The sequence below is a fragment of the Sphingomonas citricola genome, assembly GCF_019429535.1.
Lineage (GTDB): Bacteria > Pseudomonadota > Alphaproteobacteria > Sphingomonadales > Sphingomonadaceae > Sphingomonas > Sphingomonas citricola.
The window spans coordinates 80591-94030 of record NZ_JAHXZM010000005.1; the positions used below are offsets into that span (position 1 = coordinate 80591).

The 13440-nt window shown below is 66.3% G+C and carries 26 protein-coding genes; 15 read left to right on the forward strand and 11 right to left on the reverse strand.

All coding sequences use genetic code 11. The features are described 5' to 3' along the window. Nucleotides 1–71: 71 nt before the first annotated feature. The 8 genes from KZ810_RS13100 to KZ810_RS13135 form a co-directional block, all read right to left on the reverse strand. Nucleotides 72–278: a PRTRC system protein C gene (locus KZ810_RS13100; RefSeq protein WP_219769570.1), complete on the reverse strand. Its 207-nt coding sequence runs from the start codon at nucleotides 276–278 to the stop codon at nucleotides 72–74. Nucleotides 279–319: 41 nt separating this feature from the next. Then, nucleotides 320–766: a PRTRC system protein E gene (locus KZ810_RS13105; protein WP_219769571.1), complete on the reverse strand. Its 447-nt coding sequence runs from the start codon at nucleotides 764–766 to the stop codon at nucleotides 320–322. A gap of 4 nt (nucleotides 767–770) precedes the next feature. Then, nucleotides 771–2096, reverse strand: a complete 1326-nt coding sequence (locus KZ810_RS13110) for a PRTRC system ParB family protein (RefSeq protein ID WP_219769572.1) — start codon at nucleotides 2094–2096, stop codon at nucleotides 771–773. Further along, nucleotides 2093–2425 carry a hypothetical protein gene (locus tag KZ810_RS13115; RefSeq protein ID WP_219769573.1) on the reverse strand — a complete coding sequence of 111 codons (333 nt, stop codon included), beginning with the start codon at nucleotides 2423–2425 and terminating at the stop codon, nucleotides 2093–2095. Before KZ810_RS13115 ends, KZ810_RS13110 begins: the two co-directional genes overlap by 4 nt. Then, entirely contained in the window at nucleotides 2422–2586 is a 165-nt protein-coding gene (locus KZ810_RS13120; RefSeq protein WP_219769574.1) for a hypothetical protein, read from the reverse strand. The genes KZ810_RS13115 and KZ810_RS13120 overlap by 4 nt, the downstream gene beginning before the upstream one ends. Then, entirely contained in the window at nucleotides 2579–2779 is a 201-nt protein-coding gene (locus tag KZ810_RS13125) for a hypothetical protein (protein WP_219769575.1), read from the reverse strand. Before KZ810_RS13125 ends, KZ810_RS13120 begins: the two co-directional genes overlap by 8 nt. Nucleotides 2780–2818: 39 nt before the next feature. Next, entirely contained in the window at nucleotides 2819–3322 is a 504-nt protein-coding gene (locus KZ810_RS13130) for a phage regulatory CII family protein (RefSeq protein WP_219769576.1), read from the reverse strand. A gap of 488 nt (nucleotides 3323–3810) precedes the next feature. Beyond that, nucleotides 3811–4014, reverse strand: a complete 204-nt coding sequence (locus KZ810_RS13135; protein WP_219769577.1) for a hypothetical protein — start codon at nucleotides 4012–4014, stop codon at nucleotides 3811–3813. 90 nt (nucleotides 4015–4104) lie between these two features. Between KZ810_RS13135 and KZ810_RS13140 the strand changes: the two genes are divergently transcribed. Then, entirely contained in the window at nucleotides 4105–4710 is a 606-nt protein-coding gene (locus tag KZ810_RS13140) for a S24 family peptidase (RefSeq protein WP_258044893.1), read from the forward strand. On the opposite strand, the gene KZ810_RS13145 is transcribed toward KZ810_RS13140, so the two are convergent. Next, complete coding sequence (locus KZ810_RS13145; RefSeq protein ID WP_219769578.1) at nucleotides 4664–5083, reverse strand: HIRAN domain-containing protein; 420 nt, start codon at nucleotides 5081–5083, stop codon at nucleotides 4664–4666. The genes KZ810_RS13140 and KZ810_RS13145 overlap by 47 nt on opposite strands. 156 nt (nucleotides 5084–5239) lie before the next feature. Here KZ810_RS13145 and KZ810_RS13150 point away from each other — a divergent pair, with 156 nt between their 5' ends. The 14 genes from KZ810_RS13150 to KZ810_RS13215 all read left to right on the forward strand — a co-directional run bounded on the left by KZ810_RS13150 (nucleotide 5240) and on the right by KZ810_RS13215 (nucleotide 12376). Further along, a complete protein-coding gene (locus KZ810_RS13150; protein ID WP_219769579.1) occupies nucleotides 5240–5719 on the forward strand; it encodes a hypothetical protein in 480 nt (159 codons plus the stop codon). Continuing rightward, nucleotides 5716–5949 carry a hypothetical protein gene (locus KZ810_RS13155; RefSeq protein ID WP_219769580.1) on the forward strand — a complete coding sequence of 78 codons (234 nt, stop codon included), beginning with the start codon at nucleotides 5716–5718 and terminating at the stop codon, nucleotides 5947–5949. The genes KZ810_RS13150 and KZ810_RS13155 overlap by 4 nt, the downstream gene beginning before the upstream one ends. Next, entirely contained in the window at nucleotides 5939–6214 is a 276-nt protein-coding gene (locus KZ810_RS13160; RefSeq protein WP_219769581.1) for a hypothetical protein, read from the forward strand. The genes KZ810_RS13155 and KZ810_RS13160 overlap by 11 nt, the downstream gene beginning before the upstream one ends. Before the next feature lie 10 nt (nucleotides 6215–6224). Then, entirely contained in the window at nucleotides 6225–6665 is a 441-nt protein-coding gene (locus KZ810_RS13165) for a hypothetical protein (protein WP_219769582.1), read from the forward strand. Next, nucleotides 6662–7228: a sulfotransferase family protein gene (locus KZ810_RS13170; protein ID WP_219769583.1), complete on the forward strand. Its 567-nt coding sequence runs from the start codon at nucleotides 6662–6664 to the stop codon at nucleotides 7226–7228. The genes KZ810_RS13165 and KZ810_RS13170 overlap by 4 nt, the downstream gene beginning before the upstream one ends. A 244-nt stretch (nucleotides 7229–7472) precedes the next feature. Further along, nucleotides 7473–7748, forward strand: a complete 276-nt coding sequence (locus KZ810_RS13175; RefSeq protein ID WP_219769584.1) for a hypothetical protein — start codon at nucleotides 7473–7475, stop codon at nucleotides 7746–7748. An 82-nt stretch (nucleotides 7749–7830) separates the two neighbouring features. Beyond that, nucleotides 7831–8166, forward strand: a complete 336-nt coding sequence (locus KZ810_RS13180) for a hypothetical protein (protein ID WP_219769585.1) — start codon at nucleotides 7831–7833, stop codon at nucleotides 8164–8166. After that, entirely contained in the window at nucleotides 8159–9037 is an 879-nt protein-coding gene (locus KZ810_RS13185) for a phage Gp37/Gp68 family protein (protein ID WP_219769586.1), read from the forward strand. Before KZ810_RS13180 ends, KZ810_RS13185 begins: the two co-directional genes overlap by 8 nt. After that, entirely contained in the window at nucleotides 9034–9453 is a 420-nt protein-coding gene (locus KZ810_RS13190; RefSeq protein ID WP_219769587.1) for a hypothetical protein, read from the forward strand. The genes KZ810_RS13185 and KZ810_RS13190 overlap by 4 nt, the downstream gene beginning before the upstream one ends. Beyond that, nucleotides 9450–10349, forward strand: a complete 900-nt coding sequence (locus tag KZ810_RS13195) for a UvrB/UvrC motif-containing protein (RefSeq protein ID WP_219769588.1) — start codon at nucleotides 9450–9452, stop codon at nucleotides 10347–10349. The genes KZ810_RS13190 and KZ810_RS13195 overlap by 4 nt, the downstream gene beginning before the upstream one ends. Further along, nucleotides 10346–11164, forward strand: a complete 819-nt coding sequence (locus tag KZ810_RS13200; RefSeq protein WP_219769589.1) for a hypothetical protein — start codon at nucleotides 10346–10348, stop codon at nucleotides 11162–11164. The genes KZ810_RS13195 and KZ810_RS13200 overlap by 4 nt, the downstream gene beginning before the upstream one ends. Continuing rightward, nucleotides 11161–11634, forward strand: coding sequence for a hypothetical protein (locus KZ810_RS13205; protein ID WP_219769590.1), 474 nt, complete (start codon nucleotides 11161–11163; stop codon nucleotides 11632–11634). Before KZ810_RS13200 ends, KZ810_RS13205 begins: the two co-directional genes overlap by 4 nt. After that, the gene (locus KZ810_RS13210; RefSeq protein WP_219769591.1) at nucleotides 11631–12164 is read left to right on the forward strand and encodes a DUF1643 domain-containing protein; all 534 of its coding nucleotides are present in this window, start codon (nucleotides 11631–11633) and stop codon (nucleotides 12162–12164) included. Before KZ810_RS13205 ends, KZ810_RS13210 begins: the two co-directional genes overlap by 4 nt. A 5-nt stretch (nucleotides 12165–12169) precedes the next feature. Continuing rightward, nucleotides 12170–12376: a helix-turn-helix transcriptional regulator gene (locus tag KZ810_RS13215; RefSeq protein ID WP_219769767.1), complete on the forward strand. Its 207-nt coding sequence runs from the start codon at nucleotides 12170–12172 to the stop codon at nucleotides 12374–12376. Between the two features lie 6 nt (nucleotides 12377–12382). On the opposite strand, the gene KZ810_RS13220 is transcribed toward KZ810_RS13215, so the two are convergent. Together KZ810_RS13220 and KZ810_RS13225 are read right to left on the reverse strand one after the other, a co-directional pair. After that, nucleotides 12383–13216 (reverse strand): SDH family Clp fold serine proteinase, encoded by an 834-nt coding sequence (locus KZ810_RS13220; protein ID WP_219769592.1) that lies wholly within the window; start codon nucleotides 13214–13216, stop codon nucleotides 12383–12385. Between the two features lie 7 nt (nucleotides 13217–13223). Next, nucleotides 13224–13403, reverse strand: coding sequence for a hypothetical protein (locus tag KZ810_RS13225; protein ID WP_219769593.1), 180 nt, complete (start codon nucleotides 13401–13403; stop codon nucleotides 13224–13226). Nucleotides 13404–13440: the final 37 nt, after the last annotated feature.

Here is a 13440-nt window from a genome sequence, read left to right on the forward strand (position 1 = left end):
ATGGTCGATCCATTCGAGAAGTGTCTTGCGGGGTGCTGGCGGGATCGCCGCGCGCGGTGCCGCCGCCACGGTCAGCCCTTGGTGCCGACCGCGCGCCGGTATTCGGTCACGTGCGTGGTACCGATCACGCCGGCGTCGACCGTCTCGGCGTTCAGGATCGCCGGGTAGAGCGTCGCATGGTAGGCGCGCAGGCCCTGCGGATCGTCGGCGAGGTGCGGCGGGATCGGGAGGTCGATGCCGTCGTAGCGATACACGCGGGTGAGCTGGTTAATTTGCATGGGTGCCTCGGGATGGCTGGGGGTGGATGGGTCGGCCGCGCTCACCAGAGCGAGGCGGGTTCGCCCGGCGCGCTGGTGGTCGGTGCCGCCGGCGGCGGGGTGACGAGATCGGCCGGCACCGCGGGCTTCTCGGCGGCCGGTTTCTCGGCCGGCTTGGCGGTGGTCCTCGACGCGCCCTTCGTCTTCGCCGCCGAAGTGGTCTTCGCCTTCTCGGCCGCGTCGCGCTGCTCGGCGATCTGGTCGGCGAGCGACTTGCGCGCGGCGATCAGCTGCCCGAGTGCGCCGTCGGCGCCCTTCGCCAGCTCGGCGTCGATCTCGGCCGCAGTGCCGGTGATGGAGATCGGGCGGACCTCGCCGGCATCGAGGTCGTGCTTCGACCCCGTCGCCTTGCGCGGAATGATCGTGACGGTGACCGCGTCGGAGCCGGCGACGAGGTCGCAGCCGAGCGAGTAGCGGGACAACAGCGGCAACAGGCTGGTGATCAGCATCGGATCAATCCTTGTACGGGAGGGGTGCGGCCGGCTGCGCGCCGTAGGTGCCGTCGATGGTAAGCGCGCTTGGCAGGCGACCGGCCCAGGTGAAGCCGGTGGCGTGCAGCATGCCGGTGATCAGGTCCGCGACCTTGCCTTCGAGCAGCTTGGCGAACGCCTTCTCGCCCATGTGCGCGACGAGGCCACACTCCTTAGCGATGAACTTCAGCTCGTCTTTGCCGAACCGGCTGAGGAACGCGGCGTCGACCTGCCACGTGTCGCGCAGGGTGGCTTCGAACGCGCGGCCAAACTCGGGATCGCCCTCCACCATCTTCACCAGCGCCGCGCGCCAGGCGCCCTCGCGGATCGTGGTGGTGCGGTCGATGATCGACTGCGCAGTGACGGCCGCGGGTGCGGGCTTGGTGGGCTTCGTCGGCGCTGCCGCCGGCGTGGGCGCAGACGCGGCGGTGGCGGGCGCCGGCGTAGTGGTGACGATCGCCGGCGGCGGCGTCGTGACCGGCATTGACGTTTCCGCGACCTGATCGCCGCGGACGTGGAGCGCGGCACCGTCCTGCGCGGCTTCCGTCTTCAGCTGGTAGCAGCCCGGATTGGTGCAGTGCCCGTCATCGACGTGCGTCTCGAACATGACGCGCTGCGCGCCCGAGTTGAACGGGCACGTGAGGCACTCGGCCTTGTCGAAGGTCGCAGCGGCAAGGCTCTGCGTCACGCGCATCAGCAGGTCGCGCGTCTTCGCGACGTCGAGGTTGGCGGTCACGATCGTGTCGAGCGCCTTCTCCTGCTTGTCGGCGGGTACAACCGCCAGCAGCTCGGCGTGCCCGACCTTGATCCGCCGTTCGTCCAGCGCGGCCTTCACGGCGTCGGCGAGGTTCGCGAGGGCAAGGCGACGATCAAGCTTCGACGCAGACCATCCCAGCCGCCGCACCGCCTCCGCGCGATCGCCTTGGCAGGCGGACAGGATGCGCACTGCGGCGTCGGCCTGCTCGGTTTCCGAGGCATCGTCGCGCACGTCGTTTTCGTCGATGGCGGCTTCCAGCGCCTCGCTGTCCGACATCGCCATGATGCGCACCGGCACCGTGCCGTCGTCGCCGAAGGCGTCGATCGCGGCGCGGTGGCGACGGCCGCCGGCGACGATCAGATAGCTGTCGGCCGCCGCCGGATCGGGGCGCACGATGATCGGCTGGAGCATGCCGCGCAGCCGGAGCGATTCTACCAGTTCGGCGTGCTTCTGCTTGTCGAAGTAGCGGCGCGGGTTCGCACCCGGCTTGATGCTCGGGAGCGCCAGCATCGTGACGCTGGTCGGGTCGGTGCCTGCTATGGTGTCGGTCATGCGTTCGGCCCTTTGCTATTGTGGTCGGCGGCCTCGCCGATTTCCTTTAAGAGGTTGGCGGACACGCGGGCGCAGCGTTCCGAGACACGGGCGAGTTCGCGCGCGATCATCCGCACCTCGAAGTTCGTGATCGTTGTGTCGCCGTTGCGTTTGGCGTAGAGTGCGCGCTCGCTGCAGCCGATCAGCTCGGCCACGTGCTTGATGCCGCCCTTGTCGCCGAGCACCTCGCAAGCGGTTTCCAGACCAACCATCCGCGGAGCAGACAGCGCCCGGTTGCCATCTTCCGAAGTTTCGGAAGTGCGCGGCGATGATGACGTGCGATCCGTCATCGCGCCTGCGCTCCGAGCTTGCGCACGATGCCCTTCCACATGCGCTCGGCGTCGGTGACGCTCAGCCGCAAGCGGTGCGCTGCCTCGACCAGCGACGGGCAACCGTCCGCCATCTGCTCGGCCAGCCGGTCGGGCTTCGCGAGGCGCGGCTTGTCAGCCACGGTCGCCGCGCAGTGTTTCGATGATGACCGTACGGCCGAGCCAGCCGATCGCGAAATACCAGCCGTCGTCCGGCTGGCCGCTCGTGAACAGCTGACCGCTGACCCGCCCGATCTCGAAAGCCGGGATCAGGCGACGCGGACGCAGGTTTCCTGTCGCGGGAGCAGGCGCTCCCGCGGTCATGCCGTCTTCCATCATACTACTCCTCAGCGGGTCGCGCCCGCGGTTCGGTCCTCAGGTGGCGGGGGTGTCACCCCGCGCGATACGTTCCAGGCTGTGGCGCATCCGCGCTGTGGCTCTCTCCATGTCGGCGACGTGTTCGAGCGCGGCTGCGGCCTCGACCTTCGTGACCTCGGTGCCGCCGGCACTGCCGCTCGACAGCGCGTCGGCGATCGCGCGGGACACGTCGCCCATCTCGCTGCTCATCTCGATCACGCCCATTTGCAGGCAGCGATCGTCGGTGACCGGCTCGGGCAGCATGATGACCACCGCGCCGAGGATCCCCGCCATGGCGTTCAGGATATGCGGGTGCCCCTGCTCGCCGTGCCCGATGGCGTCGATGCGCACGGCATCGCGGATCGTGATGCTGTCGCGCTGGTGGGGCGAGCAACAGCGTGAAATCTGGCTGTCGGACAGGCCGGTTTCGCTCTCGCAATCGGCGAGGCCGCCGGCGGCCTGCACGGCGCGCTTCGTTGCCTGGGCGAGCCGCTGCTCGTTGACGGGGAGCTTATCGGCCATTGTTCTGCAACCGTTCCGGGCGGGAGGAAGCGCCGCGATCGTTTCCCGATGCGGCGGCGATGCGTAGCAGGGTATCCACATCGGCATGATGACCGATCGCAGCACCCTGCCGTTGTACGGAGCCACCGGCGGAGCGGGGGGATACCCCGCCGATGGAGGTGCCAGCGCCGGGAGGTGGCGCGCTGGTACGGAGGTGAGCACCGGGCATCATGCCGCGCTTCCGGGGCCGCGCCTTGACAGCGCAGCCCCTTCCGCCATCGTCGCGTCATCACACACCGACGAAGGGGTAAGTGAGTGCCGCATCGTGCCCTCACGCAGACGGAAATGGCCGCTGCACAGAAGCTGTTCGATCACATCATGGCCGCGGAATACGGCGGAGCTCCGAGCGACGGGGAGTCGATGGCCGACTACACCCTTCGCGTTTGGGATCGATGCGCAGGGGCCGTTATCGAGCCGGCGCCGGTGGGCAGAGAGGGCTGACGACGGCATCACGCGGCGGCCTGCTCATTCGCTGACGCGGAATGGTCGGCCATGAAGTCGCGGACCTTCTTCTCGGTCTCGGGCCAGAGCCGCCGCCCTCCCCTTAGCTGTCGCACCAAATGACGGTCGCCCATCGCTTTGTCGCCGAAGCGGGTCGCCGCCATGCCGGTAGCCTTGAGGAAGGCTTCAACGTCGCTCAGGATTTGTGCCATGAGCAAAACAGTATGTGTGACTTCTCACCCCGTCAAGGTGTGAAAAGACCCATCTACCCGCTTGGTACAAATATGTGTGATAGTTCACACATGAATGAGCGAGACGAAGTCGAGCGCGTTAAGGATCGGCTGCGCCTCTTGATGGAGCAGAAGGGAATCAAGGCGAAGCCCCTGTCCAAGCTGGCAGGCAAGGGCGAGACGTTCGTGCGCGACATGCTGGACGGCGATGATGTGAAGGTTGGCAACCTACACCGGCTTGCCAGCGCGCTGGACGTGTCGCTCTCCGACATCATCGGCGGCAATTCTCTCCGGGTCGCCGGCCGGATCGGCGCAGGTGGGTCTATCATATATGAGGAAGCCGACGGCGGAGCAGTCCCTCGTCCGCCGGGCATTTCCGGCGAGCTAGAAGCGCTCGAGGTCGAGGGTTCGTCCATGCTCCCGCGATATTCATCAGGTGATATCGTCTATGTCGAGAAGGGGCAGCGCGGTGTGCAGGCTGACGACATCGGCGACTTCTGCGCCGTTCGACTGACCACCGGCGAGACTTATATCAAACAGCTTGCCTATGGCTCACGCCCGGGCTTTTGGGTGCTCCGCTCTCTTAACGCCGAAGACATCGTGGACGTCGAAGTCGAGTGGGCACAACCTGTTATCTTTGTTCTGACGAAATCGGCCCGGCGGCGGCTGGGTTACTGATCCAGTAGCGGAAGCCGCCAGGCGGTGGCTCGGGGCAGGCCTGTCCTGGATAGTAGGAAGCGCGCTGCACATCGTCGTCGCAAACTGCCATACTGAGCATCACACCCAAGATGCACGAGCGACTGTATCCGACGCTGTGCACCACTGCCGAAACGCCTCGGCCCTGTTGATGGATCACGCGATGCACCCAGCTCCGCTTAGGCGCATAGCCGATCGTTTCGCCGAGGAGTGAGACGACACGAAGGGCCATCGCGTCATGAGGATTGTCGGGCTCGTGCACGAACCGAACTGCTTCGCCAACGGAGCAGCGAGCGACTGCTTCCTGATAGAAGGACACGCCGACAACCCGCAGATACTCCAACTCGTCGTGCATCGCGACTCGCGCCTCCTCGCCCCAAGCATGCAGAACGAAAAGAACAATACAAGAACGATGTGATAAGTCACATTTGCTATCGACGGAGTGGGAATAGTCACACTAGCTTAGCTCCATCGCCGCCGCACTGTCGCGTCGCGGCGCTGGGAGCCCACAATGGCCACTGCGCTACAAGCCGACTGGCTAAGCCAGCCCGAAGAAGATCCACGCATCGCCGCCGCCGTGGCTGATTTCCGCGGAGCCGTGATCGACATCCGCCGACTGTCTGCCGAGCTGTTCACCACGGGCGAAGGCACCACCAAGCGTTCCGTGCTGCAGGCGCATATCGATGACCTCGTCGGCGGCATGCAGGCGCGCGCCGATATGGTGGGCCTGACGCTCGATCAGCTGTTCGCGCTCATCAACGCCGAGCTGAAACGCAAGCGTGTCGGCAACGATCACCAGCCGCACGGCGACCACCTGCGGGCAATCACCGACGAGAACACCAGCGCTTACGCGGACGAGGCCCGCCTGCATCGCGAGATCGATCGGCTGCAGAAGATGGTGCCTGCCGCCATCGATCGCCGCATCGCCGCCGATCGGGCATGTGCCGGATACTGTGCGGGCTGGGCGGTGCGCGGGAGCGCGCGGGCGTGACGCAGGTGCAGCTCTCTGACCCCATGCGGCTCGTGCTCGCCTTCGTCGCGGCAGCGGGCGCGAATGGCCGTGAGATGACGGGACGCGGCCCGACGCTGCAGGCGCTCAAACGGCGCGGGCTGGTGGAATATCGCGGCTCACGCGCCCTGCCCCGCGTCAATCGCTGGCACGCCTCACCCGATGGTCGCGCGTGGCTCGCCGCTCAGGAGGCGCGCCGTGATGCCCGCTGAGCGCGCCATGCTCGCGCAGCTGACCGCCCGCGGCTTGACCGAGGAGGAGGCGCACGCTGCCTTCGATCACGTCGCCGCCGCCATGCGCGCGGCGCTGGTGGCCGGGAAGTCGATCAGCTTGCCCGACATCGGCCGACTGAGCTCGACCAAACTGAAGCCGGCGTGGGTGCTCGGCTACGGGCGCACCAAGGCGCGGCAAGAGCGCAAGGTCGCCTTCCGCTACCCCGCCTTCCTCGAACAGGGGGAACCCTACGATGTACTCTAGTGCTTCGATTGTGCTGTCGGCGCTGGCATTTTCCGGCGCCGGTGGGGCAGCGGTTTACGTGTTCCACGACACGATCGTGACGCATGGCCGCCGCATAGCTGATGCGCTTGCTGGCCGCCCTCACCTGTTTGACCAGCCATCCCGCCCACGTCGCACCGCGCGCTCGCGCATGACCGTTGCGGCGGTTCTGCCGGCGCTGGCACTCACCGCCTGCACGCCGCCGACCGGCGAGATGCGCGCGGCTGTCGAGGACTTCGGCTTCACCGACGTCGAGATCCAGGGCGTCGCATGGTGGGGGTGCAGCAAGGATGACACCTTCGAACGCAAGTGGAGCGCGCGGACTGCCGCGGGGCGTCCAGTGCGGGGTGTCGTCTGCGGCGGCTTCGGTAAAGGCTGGACTGTGCGGATCACCGGCCGCGGGAACGCCGCCGACGAGCAGGTCGCGTCATGAGCGCCGAGATCATCCTCGTTGCCGGGCTGGGACGCTGCGGCACTAGCCTCGCGCTACAGATGCTTCACGCGGGCGGGATCGCCTGCGTTGGTACGACACCGTCCTACGAGGATGCGACGATCGACGGTTTCCGCAGGACGGACCCGCAGGCATGGGCGGCGTGCAGCGCGGGCAAGGCCGTGAAGCTGCTCGATCCGCATCGCTCGCCGCCGCCGCTCGGGCCGCGTTATCGCACATTGTGGCTGTTCCGCGACTGGCGCGACCAGGCGCGAAGCGCGCTTAAGTTCATCGGAGCATCGCAGGACCGCGCATCGCGTAAGCGGATGGAACATGCGCTGAAGGCAGACACCGACAAGGCCGTCGGCGCGCTCTGGCGCGTGGGGGCGTCGCCGGCGCAGGTGATCCCGTTTGACTGCCTGCTGCTGCGGCCTCGTCAAACGGCGGAGCTGATGGCGCGCGCGATCGGGCGCGAGATCAACGTTGATCGGGCGGCATCGGTTGTGATCGACCGTTCGCCCCGATGCTACCCGGGTCTGCTCGAGCTGGGGATGATGGCCGCATGATGCGCGCGCTGCTCCCCCGCCTGTCGGTGATGCGCTGGTGCGGCGCCTCCGATTCCCTGTCCGTATCCGACGCAGAGGGTCGGGTGATCAACTTCAGCTGGGGCCGGCTCGTAATCGAGTTCGCCATCGGCGTTAGGGAGATCTGCTGATGTGGCCGTTCACGAAAGACGCGCGCCGCGCGCGCACAACAACCGACCCCTCACCTCGCATCCTCCAGCCGGAGCGCGCGGCTGACTTCGAGGAGGTGCGCAGCGACATCGGGGCGCATATCGCGCCGACGTTCATCGACACGCCGCGCGGTCGATGCGAGCTGATCAAGGCACCCGGGCTGCTCAACGTCCGGCTGCTGGCGAAGGACGAAGGCGAAAACTGCGTCGGCATCGTCCTCTACAGTCCTGCCCTGGATGACGAGCCGTACGGCCTCGGCATGATCCACATGCTGGATGCCGATTCCGCGCGCGCCACCGCCGCCGGCCTGATCCGCGCGGCGAACGATCTCGACGGACGGAAGCCGAACTGATGGCCTTCGCTGAGAACGCCGCGCTGGAGAAGCGCGCGGGCACCGATCCTGCACCGATTACAACCAACCGGAGCAAGCGCGCATGATCTGGCCATTTCGCCGCCGGCAGCGTCCGGCAAAGCCGCAACACATCGGACCAGAGGCAATCACCTGGCAGGCTGGTGACGTGGCAGAGTGCATCGCGTGCGACCGGATGTCGACCGCGGCCGATCCGAAACTCGGCGGCAGGTACATCGTGCGCGGCGTCATGTACGGCGACAGTATCGATGGGTCATTTAGCGCCTTCGGTCTGCTGCTCTGCGGCTTCAACGAGTGCGGCTATTATGTGCGAGCCTTCCGCAAGGTCGTGCCGACGTTCGAGGAAAAGAGACGCGAGGATCGCGCGCCCGCACAGACGCGGGAGAAGGTCGATGGCTGAGAACAGCGCGATCGAATGGACCGACCACACCTTCAATCCGTGGGAGGGATGCCAGAAGGTCGGCCCCGGGTGCGACCACTGCTATGCCGAGACGCGGAACGCGCGTTTCGGGGGCGGTACCGCGCCGAACTGGGGGCCGGGCGCACCTCGGCGCCGGACCTCGCACGCGAACTGGCGCAAGCCGCTCCAGTGGCAGGCCGATGCCGCCGCCTTCCATGCGGAGCACGGTCGCAGGCAGCGCGTGTTCTGCGCCAGCTTGGCCGACGTCTTCGACAACGCCGTCAACGGCGCATGGCGCGTGGACCTCGCGAGCCTGATCCTGGCAACGCCTGACCTCGACTGGCTGCTGCTAACCAAGCGGATCGGCAATGCCGCCGGCATGCTGCGCGATATGTTCGGCCGCGACGTTCCAGCGAACCTCTGGCTGGGCGCGACGATCGTCAATCAGGACGAGGCCGACCGCGACATTCCGAAGCTGCTCGCGACGGGCGGGCCGCGTATTCGCTTCCTGTCGATGGAGCCGCTTCTTGGCCCGGTCGACCTGACGCAGGTACGTGACGGTTACGTCGACGCGCTCCGCGGCATTGAGGGCGGCGGCACGTCGACGCTGAGGATGGTCAACGAAGTCGACTGGGTAATCGTCGGCGGCGAGAGTGGACCCGGCGCACGGCCGATGCACCCGGATTGGCTAATCGGCCTGCGCGATCAGTGCGAGGCCGCCGGCACGCCGTTCCTGTTTAAACAGTGGGGCGAGCATCTGCCGGTTCACGTCGACAAGGTGACGCATAGCGGGATCGAGTTTCGGCGGATCGGGAAGAAGGCCGCCGGCCGCCGCCTTCATGGCGTGCAGCACGACGGGGTGCCGGCATGACCGACGCTGAGCTCGAACGGATCGAGGCCGAGGCCTGGGCCGACCAGTGGGGGTACGATCGTCGGCAGGAACTCCGTGCGATCATCGCGCTATGGGGTCCAGCGATCAGGCATCGCCCGCGTGACAGCCGCAAGGGCTGGACGATCTACGACGGCTATGAGCGCAACCGCGAGGAAGAGTGGACGGTCTGGCGCGCGCTGGTGTGCACGATCGCGATCCTGCTCGGCCGCCGCTGGGGCGATGACGCCGAGGCGCGCTGGAGCCGCCGCCACGGTCGCGCCGGCGTGTGGGCGGACACTCCCCGCCTCGCCTTCTTCGACAGCCGCGACACCTACGGCGGCTACGACATCACTCGCGTCGAGCTTGCTCCCGGGTGCCGGTTCTCAGTTTTCAGCGATGGGGAGTGCTTGATGTGACCAACCGCAGCTTCCGCCTCTACGACACTATGCTCATCGTCTCTGCGCCCGGCAGCGAACGCGAGCGACACGGCCGCCACGTGATGTCTTGGAATGCGCCCGATTACGAGACCTTCTATCGGCTGCTCGATGCGCTGCAGGGGCACGGCTTCACCGTGGAACGCGACGTAGGGATCGAGGAACGCCACCCCTCGCAGGGCAAGTATCACCGCGTCGGGTCGCACCCGACGCCGCACGGCGTGCTCAGCTTCCACGCCGAAGCGTCTCCGATCGGGTGCAAGGTAGAGTTCTATCAGGACGTCGTGACGGTGAACTGCAACGGCGGACGATACGACTTCGATAAGCGCCAGAAGATGCCGTACCTGATTGGCAAAGCGTTCGAGGCCGCGGTGCGCGCCGCACGCGCTCACCTCGTTGGCCGTGGCTTCAGCGAGAGACGGAAGCTCACCAGCCCGATCGCTGATCCGCTCGCCTATTTCAATCAGATGTGGGACGGCGACTTCGAGCAGCGCAGCGGCATTCATCGGTTCAAACGTGGCGACGATGGCTGGCCGACCGAAAAGGAGCTCGCATCCTGGCGTGGCGCGTCGGACGAGCCACGGATCGAGCAAGGGTCCGTCTGGTACTTCCGCGACCGTGGCGGCCGGCTGGCGCGTGGGCGCTGCTACGGTGGCATCAACGGCATGTGGACCGTGATCTACGGTCCCGGCTCTCGCGACTTCACCAGCAAAGCGCGTTTCGAGCTGTTCCAGTGTAGCCCCGCCGCCGCCCGCCGGCGCGAGGTGCCCGCCAAACGCGGGATCGACCGCCTGCAACACGAGCTACGCTCGGCGGTGTCGGCCGAGAACTTCGAGCGCGCGATCGTGCTCCGCGACAATCTGAGGAAGGCGGCATGACCAATATCCTACCCGAAAGCACGAACTCCGATGCTGTCACCTTCCAGGAGCGCGTCCAACCTTGGCTGCTGGCGTGCTTCGGCGAGATGATCGCCGGTGACCGCGAGGAGCGTAATCACCGCTTCCTCGAAGAGGCGTTGGAACTCGTTCAGTCGACAGGCTGCACCGCGAGCGAGGCTCACCAGCTGGTCGATTACGTGTTCGCGCGCCCGGTCGGCGAGCCGGTGCAGGAGGTCGGTGGCGTCATGGTCACGCTGGCGGCGCTCTGCCTCGCGAACCACCTCGACATGCACGCTGCCGCCGAGGCGGAGCTCGCACGCATCTGGACGAAGGTCGAGGCGATCCGCGCGAAGCAGGCCGCGAAGCCGAAGCACTCGCCCCTACCCTCCGCGTGGGAACGCCGCCTTCAGCTTGTGAAGGATCACTGCGAGGTGCGCGACCAACGGTGGCTCATTCCGATCGACGCGGCTGAGGAGCCATGCGCTGTCCGCGTGATCCATCGGCAGCACGGCGACTACATGGACTGGCCGGAGGCGCTGGAGGAGCAAGGTGTCTGCGTCGCTGCCGATCGGGCCTACACGATGCAGGAGGAGAGCCGTTTCTATACGCGATCGGCTGCGATGCGTGCGGCTCATGATTTCTTGCGCCGGTTCGGCGCCGGCGAGGTCGAGTATCTCGAATGGGACATCGATAGCCAGAGCATGGTGGTCGTCGGCCACTCGCATCGCAGGAATATGAACGGCTGGCATTCATTCGAGGCAGATCGCCCCGACCCGCTCGCGCCCTTCTACGCGCCGACGGGAGCGGGCCAGTGACCGCAATCACCGAAGAGTGGCTGCGCGATGCTGGCTTCCGGTGGAGCCAGTTCGATCGCCAGCCCGACAAGCATTGGACCCTATGGCTTGGCTGGGCGATGGACGATGGCCCAGACATCGAAGACGTCGGCATCGAGGTCGCCCCTAATCGCGATGGCCGATGGTTCTGCTGGCTGCGCGCCGACACCGCTGGCCGCTATACCCGTTTCGTGCATATCCGGCACCTGCGCTGGCAGCGCGAATTAACCGAGCTCATCGCGGCTATCGCCGGTCGCCCCTTCGATCCCGCCGACGTGTTCTACGGTGGGCTGGTGACCGCGGCGCGCGCGGAACGGTATCGGGGCGAAGCTGAGCGGATGGATCGGCAGATGCTCAACGAGCACTACTGGTCGACGGACGGAACGGATCACGCCCTCGGCCGCGCCACGGCCGAACACCTGCCTCGAGAGCAGCGCGGGGTGCAGTCATGAGCGACCTGTTCATGCGCCGCGCCGCCGAGATCAGCGACTGCGGCCTCTATCGGCACTGGCTGGAACGCGAGTGGGACAAGGCGCTGCCGGTCCTCGTTGTCTGCATGCTCAACCCGTCGACGGCGGACGCTGAGCGCGAGGATCAGACGCTGCTCGCGCTGATCCACTTCGCGCGGCTGTGGGGCTACGGCGGACTGACGATCGTCAACCTGTACGGCTGGCGCTCGCCGCACCCCGACGAGATGAAGCGCGCCGCCGGCCGCGCGGACGAGGTCAATCATCAGCGCCGCCGTGACGCGATGCTGGTCGCGGCCGTGATGGGCGGGAACCGCTTGCTCGTCGCTTGGGGCAACGACGGCGACTTCGAGGGCGAGGCGACCCGCTTCGCCGATTACGCAGCCGACACGGTAGGCGTCGACCTAGTTTGCCTTGGCACGACGCAGTCGGGCGCACCGAAGCACCCGATGGCACGAGGGCGCTGGCGCATACCGCGCGACCAGCAGCCGATTATCTGGAGGCAAGGGAAGTGAGCGTTATGGGCAGGATCGAGGCGGCCGATCGGCTGCTAGGCTTGGACGAGGTCAAGACCGTGGCAGGGCTCGGGAAGTCGATGATCTACCGGAAGATGCGCGCGGGCACCTTCCCCAAGGCCTGCAAGGCTGGCGGGGGCTCAACCCGCTGGAGCGAACGTGAAGTGCAGGCGTGGATTAACGAGCAGCTGGCGGCGCGTGCCGCCGCCTAGTCGTGGCTACGGTGCCGCCGGCGCGGGAGCCGCTACTGATGTACTTCGCGCACGACCCTCGAACACCTTGATCAGGTTATCGCGGCGGGTATCGTAGTCGTACATGCAGTACAGGAGCCATATGCGGCTCCAGATAGGGTCGTCGTGCGCGCATGCGTCGATCTTCAAACCGAGGCTCGCGGCCTCGATATGGTCGATTGTCGACCCATGTGAGAAGTAGGTTTCGCGAGTAGCGAGCGCGTTGACGACGGTGTCGATTTCAGCACCACTCCGGCCGTTCATCATGCCTTGGTCAAGAAGGCGAGTGGCAAGCTTTCGCGTCTGTTTCAGTGCTAACTCGGCGAGCTGTTGCAGTGGGAAGTTCGTCAGCGCAACCTGCGGTTGCACTAGCACCGTGCAGGGTATGCCGTTCAAATGGGGATCGATTGGACCAAGTTCACTCGATGGCCCCATCACGATCGTACTGGCAGCAAGGCAGATCAGCGTACCGTTGCTTTTGGCCGCGTTCGCGATGACGACGCGCAGATCTGCGACGCGGAGCTGAAGGATCGAAATCAGCGCTTCGGTCGCGTCCGTGGCGCCGCCGTTCGTCTCGATGAGCAGGTCGACCGGTTCGTCGCCAACGTCGCTGAGCAGTTCGGTCAGGTATGCAGGATCCGCCGCGTCGATGCCCGAACCGTCGCGGAAGCGGTTCGCGAAATAAACAATGAGGCGCCGACCGGTCAGCGCCTCGATATCTCGGATCATCTGCTGCCGAAGGTATCGATCCTTCTGGCCCACCCAATACATGGGTGATTGGGGCGGCAGGTCACTCGTACGTGGAAAGTGGCCGTCGCCCATTCACGCCTCAAGCTGCAGGTGCGTAGTCGAGTTCTCGGCCGCGCTGATGAACGATATCGCGCATACGCGCGTAGTCGGGCTTTGCGATCTGTCGCCCTTGCACGACGTGGCCGTTAGTCGGACGGCCGCTCGACGTGGGCTTGGTCAAATCGCTGATCCGGGTGGACGCGATGACATCCCAGTCCATGAACGTTTCTCCTGTACACCCCGGTACTGACCCCCAG